The 13,698-nt window shown below is 56.0% G+C and carries 14 protein-coding genes; 10 read left to right on the top strand and 4 right to left on the bottom strand.

Going from position 1 to position 13,698, the window contains the following annotated elements; genetic code table 11:
* Positions 1 to 12 precede the first annotated feature (12 nt).
* From PQR63_RS16005 to gcvH, 4 genes are read left to right on the top strand one after another with little or no spacing between them, the layout of a single operon-like run.
* On the top strand, positions 13 to 1,356 hold the full coding sequence (locus PQR63_RS16005; protein ID WP_408168989.1) for an acyl-CoA thioesterase/bile acid-CoA:amino acid N-acyltransferase family protein: 1,344 nt from the start codon (positions 13 to 15) through the stop codon (positions 1,354 to 1,356).
* A complete protein-coding gene (locus tag PQR63_RS16010) occupies positions 1,353 to 1,874 on the top strand; it encodes a CMD domain protein (RefSeq protein ID WP_408168990.1) in 522 nt (173 codons plus the stop codon). The genes PQR63_RS16005 and PQR63_RS16010 overlap by 4 nt, the downstream gene beginning before the upstream one ends.
* Positions 1,875 to 1,897: 23 nt before the next feature.
* Positions 1,898 to 2,488 carry a peroxidase-related enzyme gene (locus PQR63_RS16015; protein WP_408168991.1) on the top strand — a complete coding sequence of 197 codons (591 nt, stop codon included), beginning with the start codon at positions 1,898 to 1,900 and terminating at the stop codon, positions 2,486 to 2,488.
* Between the two features lie 28 nt (positions 2,489 to 2,516).
* A complete protein-coding gene (gene gcvH / locus PQR63_RS16020) occupies positions 2,517 to 2,894 on the top strand; it encodes a glycine cleavage system protein GcvH (RefSeq protein ID WP_408168992.1) in 378 nt (125 codons plus the stop codon).
* Positions 2,895 to 2,993: 99 nt separating this feature from the next.
* Here the strand turns inward: gcvH and PQR63_RS16025 are convergent, their stop codons facing one another.
* A complete protein-coding gene (locus tag PQR63_RS16025) occupies positions 2,994 to 5,069 on the bottom strand; it encodes an ATP-dependent helicase (RefSeq protein ID WP_408168993.1) in 2,076 nt (691 codons plus the stop codon).
* Between the two features lie 461 nt (positions 5,070 to 5,530).
* Here PQR63_RS16025 and PQR63_RS16030 point away from each other — a divergent pair, with 461 nt between their 5' ends.
* Both PQR63_RS16030 and PQR63_RS16035 read left to right on the top strand, forming a co-directional pair.
* Positions 5,531 to 5,812 carry a hypothetical protein gene (locus tag PQR63_RS16030; protein WP_408168994.1) on the top strand — a complete coding sequence of 94 codons (282 nt, stop codon included), beginning with the start codon at positions 5,531 to 5,533 and terminating at the stop codon, positions 5,810 to 5,812.
* Positions 5,813 to 6,349: 537 nt separating this feature from the next.
* Positions 6,350 to 7,909 carry a diguanylate cyclase domain-containing protein gene (locus tag PQR63_RS16035; RefSeq protein ID WP_408168995.1) on the top strand — a complete coding sequence of 520 codons (1,560 nt, stop codon included), beginning with the start codon at positions 6,350 to 6,352 and terminating at the stop codon, positions 7,907 to 7,909.
* On the opposite strand, the gene PQR63_RS16040 is transcribed toward PQR63_RS16035, so the two are convergent.
* A complete protein-coding gene (locus PQR63_RS16040) occupies positions 7,894 to 8,781 on the bottom strand; it encodes a LysR family transcriptional regulator (RefSeq protein WP_408168996.1) in 888 nt (295 codons plus the stop codon). The genes PQR63_RS16035 and PQR63_RS16040 overlap by 16 nt on opposite strands.
* Positions 8,782 to 8,895: 114 nt before the next feature.
* On the opposite strand from PQR63_RS16040, the gene PQR63_RS16045 reads away from it, so the two are divergent.
* The 4 genes from PQR63_RS16045 (at position 8,896) to PQR63_RS16060 (ending at position 11,552) form a co-directional block, all read left to right on the top strand.
* Positions 8,896 to 9,402, top strand: a complete 507-nt coding sequence (locus PQR63_RS16045; protein WP_408168997.1) for a GlcG/HbpS family heme-binding protein — start codon at positions 8,896 to 8,898, stop codon at positions 9,400 to 9,402.
* Between the two features lie 17 nt (positions 9,403 to 9,419).
* Positions 9,420 to 11,006, top strand: coding sequence for an MFS transporter (locus PQR63_RS16050; protein WP_408168998.1), 1,587 nt, complete (start codon positions 9,420 to 9,422; stop codon positions 11,004 to 11,006).
* A 15-nt stretch (positions 11,007 to 11,021) separates the two neighbouring features.
* On the top strand, positions 11,022 to 11,237 hold the full coding sequence (locus PQR63_RS16055) for a DUF2970 domain-containing protein (RefSeq protein ID WP_408168999.1): 216 nt from the start codon (positions 11,022 to 11,024) through the stop codon (positions 11,235 to 11,237).
* A gap of 102 nt (positions 11,238 to 11,339) precedes the next feature.
* The gene (locus PQR63_RS16060) at positions 11,340 to 11,552 is read left to right on the top strand and encodes a hypothetical protein (protein ID WP_408169000.1); all 213 of its coding nucleotides are present in this window, start codon (positions 11,340 to 11,342) and stop codon (positions 11,550 to 11,552) included.
* Between the two features lie 30 nt (positions 11,553 to 11,582).
* Here the strand turns inward: PQR63_RS16060 and PQR63_RS16065 are convergent, their stop codons facing one another.
* Positions 11,583 to 12,269 carry a GntR family transcriptional regulator gene (locus PQR63_RS16065; RefSeq protein WP_408169001.1) on the bottom strand — a complete coding sequence of 229 codons (687 nt, stop codon included), beginning with the start codon at positions 12,267 to 12,269 and terminating at the stop codon, positions 11,583 to 11,585.
* Between the two features lie 95 nt (positions 12,270 to 12,364).
* Entirely contained in the window at positions 12,365 to 13,645 is a 1,281-nt protein-coding gene (locus PQR63_RS16070; RefSeq protein WP_408169002.1) for a C4-dicarboxylate transporter DctA, read from the bottom strand.
* Positions 13,646 to 13,698 lie beyond the last annotated feature (53 nt).

Here is a 13,698-nt window from a genome sequence, read left to right on the forward strand (position 1 = left end):
GGAAGTAACAGTATGGCTACCTTGAATGTTTCCGTTACGCCCGCCGATGACCTGATCGATGTGCCGCGCCGCATCGTCGTCACCGGCGCGGTGCCGGGCGAGCTGGTGCAGGTTTCCAGCAGCACCTTGCGTGCCGGCGCCAACTGGCAGAGCAGCGCGCGCTTTGTCGCCGATGCGGCAGGTCACGTCGATCTGTCGCTGGCGCCGGCGGTGGAAGGCAGCTATGCCGGAATTTCGGCGATGGGCTTGCTGTGGTCACAACAGCCGGAGCAAGAGGGCAAGCGCGAGCAGTTTCATCCGGACGTGCAACAGCCGTTGATGACGACTGTGCATGCCAGCGCCGCCTGCGGAGAGGCCGACACCGTTCTGGTGCAGCGTCTTTGCGCCGACGGCGTGACACGCAGGGAAGTGCGCGAGCAGGGGCTGGTGGGCACGCTGTTTATGCCACCAGTATCGGCCGGTTCGGGACCTCATCCAGCCGTCATGATCCTTAATGGTTCGGGCGGCGGCATCAACGAGCCGCGTGCTGCTTTGTATGCGTCGCGTGGCTATGCGGCTTTTGCGCTGGCATATTTCAAGGCTCCGGGATTGTCGGACTACATCTCCAATACGCCGCTGGAATATTTTGAAAAAGGCCTGGACTGGCTGCGTACCACCGTCAAGCCTCTGCACGATTTCGTCGCCATCAGCGGCCAGTCGCGCGGCGGCGAGCTGGTGCTGTTGCTGGGTGCTACCTTCCCGGAAAAGGTCTCGGCTGTGCTGGCGTATGTTCCTAGTGCGCTAGTGCACAGCGGCCAGAACGCCTGCGATCCGGCCGTCGGACGGGAAGGCCCGACCTGGCTCTTGAACGGCAAGCCACTGACTCACCAATGGGAAAACAACCGTCACGCCAGTTGGGTGCCGTTTGACGAAGGCCCGCCGCCGCATCGTCATGCACTGGCCATGCTGACTGCCTTGCAGGACAAAGATGCAGTGGCGAAGGCGCGCATCCATGTGGAAAACATCCAGTCTCCGGTGTTGCTGTTCTCAGCGACCGACGACGGCTCATGGCCGTCCAGCGTGTATGCGCGGATGGTCAGCGACAAGCTGGTGGAAGTCGCACATCCGCATGCGGTGGAGTGGCACGATTATCAGGACGCAGGTCATGCGATTCTGTTTCCGTATGTGCCGACGACGCAGATCAGCTACGCCCATCCGGTTTCCAAACGCATCAGCACCGGCGGCGGATTGCCTGCCGCCAACGCGCATGCCGACCATCACTCATGGCAGCACGCGCAGCAATTTTTACGGAATGCCATTGCTCAGAAAAAACTGAAACAAGAGCGGGCATCCCTCACTCGAAAGGAAGTTTCATGACAACGCAAGTGGAATACAACATCGACAACGATGTCATCGACAAGCTGGTCGGCTTGCAAGCCGGCAGCAATCTTCACGCCTTGCGTCACCAGCGCGAGAAAGTTGCAGTGGCAACCCAAGGCAGCTACGACACACTGTTTGATCCGGCGCTGGAAGGTATTGGTCTCGACGAACGCCTGCTGGTTGCGCTGTATGCCTGCCGTCTGGCCGGTGCGACGGATGTGGCGGCGCATTACCGTGCGCGTCTGGAAGCGCTGCCTGCGGATGCCGCACAACTGGCCGTCGCCGCCTCCGGTGAACCGGAGCAATTACCGGCAGGTCGTCTGCGCGCGATGTTGATCTTTACTCGCGCCTTGACCGAACGCCCGGTCGAAGGCGACAAAGCCGCGCTGCATACCTTGCCTGCCGCAGGCATCAGCACGCCCGCAGTAGTGGCCTTGTCGCAACTGATCGCCTTCGTCTCCTATCAGATCCGCGTTGTCGCCGGTCTGAAGGCGATGAAATTGGCAAGTAACTGAGCTGCACTGAGATCGGAGAAACCATGAGCACCATCATCAAATCGCACGGCTTCACCAACGAAGTACTTGAGTGGGACGCCTGGCTCGATGTCATTGATATCGAAAAAGCGACCGAAGACCAGATCAAGGTTCTGGAAGAAAGCCATCCCAAGGCCAAGACGTCGGATTACTACCTGTTCCTTGGCCATCAGCCGGAAATCCTGCGCCAGCGTTCTGCCGCGTTCAACGCCATCATGTACGCGCCGGGCGGCATGTCGCGCGCCGAGCGTGAACTTGGCTCCATGGTCGTGTCGCGCATCAACGGCTGCGTCTACTGCGCATCGGTGCATGCCCAACGCTTTGAGCAGCTGGCCAAACGCAACGACACTGTGCAGCAGGTATTCGACGATCCGTACACGGCAGGCGTCGATGCCCGTGAAAAAGCCATCTCGCAGTTTTCCATCGATCTGACCAAGTACCCCAACGACATCAATCCCGCCAACATCCAGGCGCTCAAGGACGTCGGTCTGAACGAGCAGGAAATCCTCGACCTGATTCATTCGGTTGCGATCTTTGCCTGGGCCAACCGCCTGATGTTGAATCTGGGTGAGCCGGTTTTTCCGGCTTCGGAATAAGCGAAGCACATCACAACAGGAGACAAACATGTTGATACCCGACAATCTGGTTTACGCCGACACGCACGAATGGATCAGACAGGAAGAAGACGGCTCGCTGACGATCGGCATCACCGATTTCGGCCAGGACCAGTTGGGGCCGCTGGTGTATGTGCAGACGCCGGATGTCGGCAGCGTGCTTAAGCGCGGCGCCGATGCCGGTGTGGTCGAATCCAACAAAACCGCATCTGATGTCCATGCGCCGGTGGAGGGCGAAGTGCTTGCCGTCAATACGGTACTGGCCAATACGCCGGAGGCGATTAACGAAGCGCCTTACGAGCAGTGGATCTTCAAGCTGCGGCCGTTGACGGCGTTCGATGAGTCGGCGTTTTTGGATGCTGCGGCGTATACGAAGATGATCGGCTGATTTTTTCAGCGTCACAAAAAACCGTAGTTTGCAGTCGGCATGCAGTGTGTTCTTGAGTGTTGATGTCGTTGGTATAAATGCGTGCTGGTCTTTTACATTCTATTTCCACATGCCGCGCATGCGTGCCGCCACATCGACGCGCATTTGCTTTGCATCGGGACGCCCGCTTGGGCCAACGGCGACCACCGGCCATGCGCTGCTGGAAAAATGCGGCAGTATTCCAGGGGGAATGAAGCGAGTGCGTGATGCGTACACATGGCGATCGCCTTGGGCATGCTGGCCGCCGGTGAAGAACTTTTGCGGCACCATCAGATGCAAGTCATCTTTGGCGCGTGTCATGGCGACATAGAGAAGCCGGCGTTCTTCTTCGATCTCGTCGGTGCTGCCGGTGGCAAGATCGGCGGGGATACAGCCATCGACTACGTTGAGAACATAGACCGATTTCCATTCCTGTCCTTTGGAGGAATGGATGGTCGACAGGATCAGATAGTCTTCATCGAGCAAGGGAATGCCAGATTGATCGCTGGTCGCGTCCGGAGGATCCAGCGTCAGTTCGGTGAGAAAACGTTCGCGAGACGGGTAGCCGGAGGCGATCTGTTCCAGTTGCAGCAAGTCGGCCTGGCGCGTGGTGGCGTCTTCGTGATGACGTTCCAGATGCGGCGCATACCAGCTGCGTGCATGCCCGATTTCAGCGGGCCAGCCGGTCTTACCTTGCGCCATGAATTGCAGCACGTTGACGAAGGTGCTCCAGTCATCGCCGGCGCGCGGCGGTGCGGGCAGGGTGGACAAGGCGGCAATCGGATCAGCATGCGTCGACATGGCGTCGAGTACTTTTTGCGCCGAGCCGGGGCCGACACCCGGCAGCAATTGCATCAGGCGAAAGCCTGCTACGCGGTCGCGGGGATTCTGCACGAAGCGCAGCATCGCCAGCATATCCTTGACATGGGCACTGTCGAGAAACTTGAGTCCGCCGAATTTGACGAAGGGGATGTTACGACGTACCAGTTCGATTTCCAGCGGGCCGCTGTGATCGGAGGCGCGAAACAGCACAGCTTGTTCTTTGAGCGTGCTGCCGGCTTCGCGATTTTCCAGCACGCGCTCGACGATGTAACGCGCCTGATCGGCTTCATCGCGCACAGATACCAGATGTGGCTTGTCGTCGGAAGTGCGTTCGGTCCAGAGATTCTTTGTGAAGCGTTCGAGCGCCTTGTCGATGACGCTGTTGGCGGCGGCAAGAATGGGTTGCGTTGAACGATAGTTGCGGTCGAGCGTGACGATGTCGGCCGGTGGGTCAAAAGCGCGCGGGAAGTCGAGGATGTTGCGTACTGTGGCCGCGCGGAAAGAATAGATTGCCTGGGCGTCATCGCCGACCACGGTCAGACCGCGGCCATCGGGCTTCAGCGCCAGCAGGATGGAGGATTGCAGTCGATTGGTATCCTGATATTCATCCACCAGCACATGATCGAAGCGGGCGCCGATGTCGTCGGCCAGCATGCGGTCTTCGATGGTCTGGGCCCAGTACAGCAGCAGGTCGTCGTAGTCGAGTACGTTATGCGCTTGCTTGGCTTCGACGTAGGTGCCGAAGAGCGTACGTAATTGCGTTTCCCATTCGGCACACCATGGGAAGACCTTGTGCAGGATACTGTCGAGCGGAGCCTCAGAGTTGACCACACGTGAGTAAATGGCGAGGCAGGTGGCTTTGAGCGGGAAGCGTTTTTCTGTCTTGGACAAGCCCAGTTCGTGCCGCACCAGATTCATCAGATCGGCAGAATCCTCGCGGTCATGGATGGAGAAATTGGGATCAAGACCGATCTGGTCAGCATATTGGCGCAACAATTGCGCACCAATGCCGTGGAAGGTGCCGGCCCACGACAGTGCATCGGCCATGATGCGGCCGTTGGCACCCATTGCTTCACCGCAAATGCGCTGCACGCGGCGGGTCATTTCGGCGGCGGCACGGCGTGAAAAGGTCATGAGCAAAATGCGGCGCGGATCGGCGCCGTTGACGATCAGATGCGCGACGCGATGCGCCAGCGTGTTGGTCTTGCCGGATCCGGCGCCGGCAATTACCAGCAAAGGGCGGGCAGGTATTACATCGCGTTGTCCGGGCGTGATACCGAATTCCACCGCCTGACGTTGTTCGGCATTGAGCTTTTCCAAATAATCGACGTTCATCTTTGCTTGTCTTGGCGCGCGTGAGTAATTCATTGGTTCATGATGCGGACCCGCAGCACAAGAGGCGTTGCTACGAAACGTGTGATCAAGCAGCATGCAGGAGAGGCGCTTATTTTACTGTTGTTTTATACAGTTGTGGCGCTCGTTACATATTCGTGTGGCCGATATGGCGTTGCAGCTAAGAACGCCGTTTCAAATACATTTGAGGTCGATGAAAAACCGACAATGGATTTTTGGGGACAGCTGTCTATACTGCGATGATCCCTGATGACAACTGTATAAAGCGAAATCATCTTCTGCTGCAACGCCATATAGGATAAAGGTTTGCGAGATAACAGCAACCTACCCCGCAGAGTTGAAATTAGTTCGATTTTATTCGTGAAAGTGGTGTTGGGCGCTTGTCTTCGGCGATGATCTTTGAGTAAAATTTCCTTTCGACAACTCCATGAAGAGGTGTGGCTATGAACAAGACTCTCGCTTTGCTCGACTGTTTGGCCCAACTCAAGGAGGCGCAGAATTGCGCAGATGCCTTGCTCTCCGATATCGTCGCCGATGCGGTTCGTGCGAACAAAGGTAAGGGAAATGTTCCCAAGCCGGCTACTTTGAAAGCATTTCGCAGTGCGCTGAAATCCGCGAACACGCATTGCTATCAGGCAGAATTGATTCTTGCTGAGTTTGATGCTTTGCAGACAGTCATGCCGATCGGCAAACAGCATCTTCCTTCCATTAATTACAGCATCTGATCTGCGTGTTCGCTACGAACAGTCCGTGCCTCGACGAATGCGGCGCGGGCTGCTTAGGCACACAGACAATCTTCTTTTCCATTTTTCGCGCGCACTAAAACATGCAGCGCGGTTTCCACGCGGACGAACTTTGTGCACCAATCTGTCAATCTGGCGCAGATACTGCGCATCTTTTTATTGTTGAGCAGAAATGAAAATCAGTTTGTTTACTCTCGGTAGAACCCCAAAAAGCGTACTCTCGTTAAAGCGGGCCTCATAACTAGAAATTCATATCGACAATTGAGGAACATTGTTGCTGTATGGCACTCATAAACGCACGTCGTAGCGCATTTGCGCGACAGACCCTGCATAACTTTGTGTCTACAATAGACCCGGCAAACATATTGCTTATGCAATGAATGCTATGCAGTCGCATCGGTCTGCGACCTGTGAGCAATGTGTGTGCTACCTCAGCAGTATGCGAAGAGCGTGTGAGCACATGTTCCAGGATGTTCATCCCCCTGTTTCCAGGGAGTTAAATTGCGATCCGGATTTTCATTGAAAGCAAAATGGCCCCGCGCCCTGATCCAGGATGGCTGGGGCTTGTCCGTCTGTTTTGTCTTGTTATCTTCGCTGGTGCTGGTGGTGATCTGGGGTATCACCATGATGCACGTCTCCAGCGAAAAGAAGATGGCTATGGAGAGCGCTTCCGGCGAAAGCAAGAACATGGCCGCAATCATGGCATCCAATCTCAATGACCGGTTGGATCGGGCGATGCTCTATGGGAGCGTTGCTAACAAAGTATTGGATGGCGACGCAACAGCAGCCGAATATTTAAACTTACTCTTCAACGGCGACACCGCCTATGTCCGTTCTGCAGTCTTCGACGCAGAAATGAAACTGCGCTATTCATCAAGCGGCTCCCCGACCGAGGGTGGCTTCGCAGATCTGATCCGGCAAATGCATCCTGCAACATCGAGTGATTCCGATGATGCCGCTCCCAAAGTCGGCACCATTGTGCTGGGCAAAGCCGAAGGTTATGCGTGGCGTGTTCCGTTGCTGATCTCGTTGAACAGCCCCAGGAACAACGTGCGTGGTTTCTTTGTGGCGGTGCTTGATCTGGGGCGTTTCCTTACCGATTATCAAAAAATTGGCGATGGCTATCGCATATCGGTGGATGGCGCGTCAGGGCTTCCACTGGTGACGCTGAGCGACGGCAAGCTGATTGGCAACAATAGCGAAGGTATCGTCAACAAATTCAGCAGTAACGAAAATACACGCAGCTTACCGGGCGTAAGCAACTATCAAAAGGTCGCGGGTTATCCGTTGACGATCACTGTCAGCATGGATCCGGATTTTATCGTTGCAGATCTGAGGCAGTCGCATTATGAATATATTCGTTATGCCATCGTCATTTCAATTGCGGTCGTGACGCTGACACTGATTCTGATCTGGATCTCTTATCATCGGAAAAGACTTTACCAGCGGCTTGAGCGCTCCGAGCGAGAAAAAATCTGTCTCATCGAACAGCTGGAAAAAGAGAAGACCCGCGCATATCAACTTGCCTCGCATGATTATCTGACGGGTATCCCTAACCGCATGCTGTTCAACGAACTCGCCGCAGCGGAGTTGTCTCGCGCCAAGCGCAGTCCCAATCTGTACGCCTTGTTCTTCATTGATCTGGATGGTTTCAAACCGATCAACGACACACTCGGTCACGCCGTCGGCGATATCTTGCTGCAATCGGTGGCGCAGCGTCTGTGTGCAAGTCTGCGAGAGTACGATCTGGTGGCGCGACTGGGCGGCGATGAGTTTGTTGTTCTGTTGTCGGATATTAAATACCAGAGCCAGATCGCAGACATCGCCGACAAACTGGTCAAGACGGTCGGCGCGCCGTTTGTCAATATTGCGGGACACGAAGTGTGTACCAGCCTGAGCATCGGCATCGCACTGTTTCCCGATGATGGTCATACGGTCGACGAGCTGCTCTCCAAAGCCGACACGGCCATGTATGCGGCCAAAAAGGCAGGCAAGGGCGCTTATCGGTTTCATGACTCCGGCATGCGCGGCGCGCATGTCGGCCGTCTGCCGACAGGCACGCGCTATTTGTCCGCCTGAGTTTCCTGCCGCGATTTCAACTGTTTGAGAAATGCCCGCACGACGGGCGATTTTTCATGGCGGCGTGACGCCAGCGCGATTGCGCCGGGGATGCTTTTTCCTTCAATTTTCCGATACACCACGCCCGGCATATGTACGCGCTGCATCACGGAAACTGGCACGATCGCCACCCCTTGTCCTAGTGATACCAAGGTAATGACGGCGACGAGACCACCCGGATTGGTAATCGTGCGAGGCACGAAACGGCCACGCCGGGCGACTTCCATTGTTCCGGAGGCCTGTTCGGGGAGAATGAATTGCTCCGTGGCGAGGTCGGCCGCCAGCAAAGTGTCCTTTTGTGCCAGCGGTGAATCTTCCGGCAGCGCCGCCACAAAGTCATCATAGATCAGTGTCATGAAGGTAACGTCCGGCGGGCATGGCACCGGCGGGCGAATGAACGCCAGATCAATGCCGCCATTGCTCACCATAACGGGAAGGCCGTCCATGGGCGCCTCGACCAGGTTCAGTTTGACCTGCGGATAAGCACTGCGAAAGCGCGCGACCTCCGTTTGCAGCAAGCCCGAATAGGCGGCCGAAGCAATGTAGCCAATTTCAATGCGTCCGATTTCTCCGCGGCCTGCCCGCCGCGCGGCTTCTTCGGCCAGAGCCGCCTGATGCAGCGTGCGAATTACTTCTTCACGAAACACTTCCCCCGCCGAAGTCAGATGCACAGAACGCTTGGTGCGTTGAAACAAGCGGACATCGAGCAGGCGTTCTATCTCTTGAATTTGCTTGGTTAAAGCCGGGGGCGAAATGCCGAGTTGTTCCGCCGCCCGGGCGAAATGCAAGGTCTCGGCAGCTGCAGCAAAACAGCGGAAGTGACGTAGTTCCATGGGAATTCCAATAATTAACTACAGAGAAATTAAATTGCAGTTTGTATGTAATAAAGATAATTATAGGCAGGATTAGAATGGCTCGCATCCCCCCTGACAATATGAGGAATCTCCATGCATCTGAATCGCGCGTTTACCACACTCTCTTTGTGCCTGCTGGGTGCAATGTCGACGAGCTTCAGTGTCACCGCTTTTGCGCAGCAAAAGGAGGGCGCTGCTATCAGCAAGCGTGTGCTGACATTGGAGATGGCAAAGTCCATCGTTGCCGCAGCACATGACGAGGCACGCAAGAACGGTTGGCCCGGTGGGATTGCAGTCGTGGATGACGGTGGTTGGTTGATCGCAGCAGAACGTATGGACAATGCCGCCACCGCGATCGGCCCCTCAGTAGCGATGGAAAAAGCACGTACCGCGGCTTTGTTCAAACGCCCATCCGCCGATCTGGAAAACGCCGTCAACAATGGTCGACCGGCAGCCATTACCGCAGGCTTGGTCATGATGGAAGGCGGAGTGCCGATCGTGATCGATGGCCAGATCGTTGGCGCTATCGGTGTGAGCGCAGATACTAAAGTGCACGATAGCCAGATTGCCCGCGCCGGTCTCGCGGCATTAAAACCATAAATAGATAAGCAGCCGACATGCAAACCGACATCAACAAGGAGCCGGCTGCTAACCCTGCACAGCCCGACAGAGCGCGTCGCAAGGGTCGCAACATTCTCCTGATCTGTTCCAGTGTCTGTGCATTGATCGTGCTGGACACCAACATCGTGGCAGTGTCACTGCCTTCGGTGGCGCGCTCGCTGCATGCGGATTTCAGCGATATCGAATGGGTGGTCAGCGCATACATGCTGGCGTTTGCGTCGCTGTTGTTACCTGCGGGCAGCCTGGCGGATCGCTTTGGACGCAAGCGCATGATGCTGCTCGGACTCAGTCTGTTCAGTATCGCCTCACTGGGATGCGGACTGGCGTGGTCGGTGGAAGTTCTGCAACTTGCGCGTGCGCTCAAAGGCGTCGGGGCGGCAATGCTGTTGACGTCGGCGTTGGCAGTGATCGGCCATGTTTTCCACACTGAGAAGGATCGTACGCACGCCTGGGCGGTATGGGGCGCATGCATGGGCGTATCGATGACGGTCGCGCCTTTGCTCGGCGGCGTCATCACGGAGCTGTTCGGCTGGCGTTGGATTTTTCTCTTGAATTTGCCTGTATGTCTGTGCCTGGGAACCTTGGTCTATCGCGAGGTCAGCGAATCGGGAGACGCAAACGCTGCACGTCTGGACCCTTGGGGAAGCTTGTTGCTGAGTAGCGGTTTGTCTTTTCTGATTTGGGGATTGATCAACGCCAATTCATCGGGATGGATCAGTCAAGCCACCATCTTGCGCGTCGCAGGCGGGTTGCTGTTACTGGCTTTGTTCATTCCGGTTGAGCTGATGCAGAAACGACCGATGATCGACTTGCGGTTGTTCCGCAGGGCGCCGTTCATCGGTGCAGTGCTGGCGATGTTTGGCTACGCTGCCGCCGCGCAGGTGATGATGACGTTTCTTCCTTTGTATTTACAGAATGCGTTTTCGTATTCTGCCGTCGCTGCCGGATTGGCAATGCTGCCGTTCGCGTTAGCCATGATGGTTTTTCCGCGTGTAGGTGTGGCGCTGGCACAGCGGATGTCCTTGCATGGTTTGATGGGCCTTGGTATGGCGCTGGTATGCGCCGGCAATGTGGTGGTAGCAATCGCAGCTTATGTCAGCACTTATTGGATGGTGCTAGTCGGCATGATTATTACGGGGAGTGGCGCAGGGCTGCTTAACGGCAACACGCAGAAAGCCATCATGCATTGCGTGCCGCGCGAACGTACCGGTATGGCCTCTGGCATCAGCACCACGACACGTTTTTCCGCCATCGTGCTGGCGATCGCCTGTCTAGGTTGCGTGCTGACGGTACGCACTGGCAGTTACCTGAAAGAGGGATTGCTCGGCGCCAATCTACCGTTGCCGACGCAGATCAACGACGTGGTTGAGCGCATCGTCGCCGGCGACAGCGCAGCTGCTTTGCCGGCCTTGCACCACAATGCGCAGGCACTGCAACTGGCACAGACAGGTTTTGCCCATGCGTTCTCGATATTGATGCTGGCTGCGGCTGCCATCGCTGCCGTATCGGGCGTGCTGCTGTTCCATCTGATGGGTCGTGATGGCAATAGCAAGACTGCATCGGTCGATACCGTGACAGTCTGACCAGGAGAAACAAACATGAAGCCGATACAGTCCGACACGATACAGAAGCGTTCTTTTCTTGCCACGCTGGCGGCGGTATTCTGGTCTTTCGTCGGGCTGCGCCGGCGTGCCGACTATGAAAAGGATGCGACATCCCTCGATCCTTTTTATGTGATCGGTGCTGGCTTGATTGCTGTCGCTATCTTTATCGCTGCTTTAATTGTCGTTGTGCGTTTGGTCGTCGGTGCCTAGAACTGGCGTAAATGTGCCCATGCTCGGATCGGGCATGAATGTTGCACAGTTGTGTATTCGGTTGCCGATGATGTCCGTTGTCTTCTTGATAGGAGTATTGCAATGGCTACCAATAACTTGCAGCAGTTTTTGCGGACCTATGGAAGATATCGCCCGGATGGTGCGCATCATCAGCAACGCGCCGGCATCTTCATTTTCGCGGTCTTGCTGGTGTTCTCATTTTCTGCACATCGGGAGGAGCTTGATGCCGGGATGACGCACCTGCTGGCTGATCTTGGCTCGAATTGCACCTGGTGCTCAATTACGCCTTATTGATTCGTAGTATGGGCCGAATTGATGCAGGAGTTACAGCAGCAGCTCTTTCGCCAGATCCCTCTTTGGATCGCTTTGCGTGTCGAACTTCAACGCCTGTTCTACATGGTGCAGGTGGTGCAGCATCAGATCGACCGCTTCGTCGGCCTTGCCTGCCTTGGCGGCAGCGATGAAGGCAGAATGTTCTTCCGTCGAGCAAATCGCGTCGCGTGTGGATTGATACAGCATGGTGATCAATGAGCTGCGACCGGCCAGCTTGACGAGGATGTCGGTCAACACTTCATTGCCGACAATATCGGCCAGCAGGATATGAAAGTCGCTGAGCAGCGTTGATCGGACCTGGGGATTGTTTTCTTCGATGGCGCGGCGTTCTTCACGCAAGTGCGCTTCCAGCCGCGCATAATCTTCAGGAGTCGCGCGTCCAACAAATTCCCTTACCATGGCTGCTTCAAGCGTGCGGCGCACAAAGAAGATGTTGCGCGTTTCTTCCACGGTCGGTTTGCTGACGAAAGCACCTTTGTCCGGAATCAGGTCAATCAGCTTGTCCTTGGCCAGCATTACCAGCGCCGCGCGGATCTTGGTGCGGCTGACCTGGTAGACGCGTGCCAGCGCTTCTTCGCGGAGTTTTGCCCCGGGCGGAAGACGCTGTTCTGCGATGGCGATGGTGATGTCGCGCGCAATCGCTTCTGAACTATCGGAGGGAAGTGCTACTTCAGTCATAGGATGGATAGACGTTGGTGTATAGGGTGGTTTTTAGTAGACATTGAATTGTAACCCTGTATTTTGCGCTATCCATCCAGAACTTGTGTCAGTTCTTATTCGAAGGTCGCCGCAGGCATTTCGCCGTTCAGCACGGCGCGGGCACGGTTCTTATCAATGTCCTTTTCCCAGGTGGCGACTACTACGGTAGCGACGCAGTTGCCAAGCAGATTGCCCAGTGCGCGGGCGATGCCGACGAACCAGTCGATTGACAGCACCAGCACCAGGCCGACCACGGGAATCGCCGGAATCGTCGTCAGCGTTGCTGCCAGAATCACAATGGCGGAACCCGGCACACCATGCGCTCCCTTGGACGTGATCAGTGCAATCGCCAGAATCATCAACAGGTCGCCCATGGCCAGATGCGTGTTGGTGGCTTGCGCGATGAAGACCGCCGCCATGGTGAGGTAGATGGAAAACGCATCGAGGTTGAATGAGTAGCCAGTTGGAATCACCAGGCCGACGGTCGACTTCTTGATGCCCATGTGTTCAAGCTTCTTCATGATCTGAGGCAGCACGCTGTCGGACGAGGCGGTCGCCAGTACCACAATCAGTTCTTCACGCAGATAAGCCATCAGCTTAAAGATGCTCAGCCCGGAAGTACGCAGGATCGTACCCAGCACCACCACCACAAAGAAAATTACCGCACCGTAGAACAACAGCACCAGCATGCCCAGTTGCTTGAGCGAGCCGATACCGTAGCGGCCGACCGTAAAAGCGATCGCGCCGAAGACGCCCAGCGGCGCCAGGCGGATGATGAATGACATGCATTTGAAGAAGGCTTCCGACAGCGAAGAAATCAGCGCCACCGTCGGCTTGCCTTTGTCGCCGATCAGCAGCAGGGCGCAGCCGAAGATGACCGAAATCAGCAAGACCTGCAGCACGTCGCCGGAGGTGAACGCGCTCACAACAGTGCCGGGGATCAGCTTCATGATGAAGTCAGCAAAGCTGGTGCCTTTGACCTTGCTGGCAGTCTCGACATAGCTGGACAAGCCGCTCGGATCGAGATTGGTGGGGTCGATATTCATGCCTGCGCCGGGCTGAAACACGAAGGCCAGCACCAGGCCGAGCACCAGGGCAATGGTCGTAACGACTTCAAAATAAATGATGGCTTTGACGCCGACGCTACCGACTTTCTTCAGATCACTGGCGCCGCAGATGCCTTGCACCACGACACAAAACACAATCACCGGAATGATCATCTTGATCAGCTTGATGAAGCCGTCGCCGAGCGGTTTAAGGCTTTGGGCAAAATCTGGATAAAACAGTCCGACGACGATGCCGGCAATAAGGGCGATGACAACTTGCCCGAACAATGATTTGAAAAATCGATTCACCTTGGTCTCCTGATGTTGTTCTGGATGGGCGCGTCATAGGGATGTCGCATCCG

This window comes from Herbaspirillum rhizosphaerae (assembly GCF_046025915.1).
Lineage (GTDB): Bacteria > Pseudomonadota > Gammaproteobacteria > Burkholderiales > Burkholderiaceae_D > Herbaspirillum > Herbaspirillum rhizosphaerae_A.

Excerpts from the sequence above, each read along its gene's own strand:
- PQR63_RS16055 (WP_408168999.1), top strand. The coding sequence starts at position 11,022 with ATGAAGCCGATACAGTCCGACACGATACAGAAGCGTTCTTTTCTTGCC.
- PQR63_RS16005 (WP_408168989.1), top strand. The coding sequence starts at position 13 with ATGGCTACCTTGAATGTTTCCGTTACGCCCGCCGATGACCTGATCGAT.
- PQR63_RS16010 (WP_408168990.1), top strand. The coding sequence starts at position 1,353 with ATGACAACGCAAGTGGAATACAACATCGACAACGATGTCATCGACAAG.
- PQR63_RS16050 (WP_408168998.1), top strand. The coding sequence starts at position 9,420 with ATGCAAACCGACATCAACAAGGAGCCGGCTGCTAACCCTGCACAGCCC.
- PQR63_RS16060 (WP_408169000.1), top strand. The coding sequence starts at position 11,340 with ATGGCTACCAATAACTTGCAGCAGTTTTTGCGGACCTATGGAAGATAT.
- PQR63_RS16030 (WP_408168994.1), top strand. The coding sequence starts at position 5,531 with ATGAACAAGACTCTCGCTTTGCTCGACTGTTTGGCCCAACTCAAGGAG.
- PQR63_RS16065 (WP_408169001.1), bottom strand. The coding sequence starts at position 12,269 with ATGACTGAAGTAGCACTTCCCTCCGATAGTTCAGAAGCGATTGCGCGC.
- PQR63_RS16040 (WP_408168996.1), bottom strand. The coding sequence starts at position 8,781 with ATGGAACTACGTCACTTCCGCTGTTTTGCTGCAGCTGCCGAGACCTTG.
- PQR63_RS16025 (WP_408168993.1), bottom strand. The coding sequence starts at position 5,069 with ATGAACGTCGATTATTTGGAAAAGCTCAATGCCGAACAACGTCAGGCG.
- PQR63_RS16045 (WP_408168997.1), top strand. The coding sequence starts at position 8,896 with ATGCATCTGAATCGCGCGTTTACCACACTCTCTTTGTGCCTGCTGGGT.
- gcvH (WP_408168992.1), top strand. The coding sequence starts at position 2,517 with ATGTTGATACCCGACAATCTGGTTTACGCCGACACGCACGAATGGATC.
- PQR63_RS16015 (WP_408168991.1), top strand. The coding sequence starts at position 1,898 with ATGAGCACCATCATCAAATCGCACGGCTTCACCAACGAAGTACTTGAG.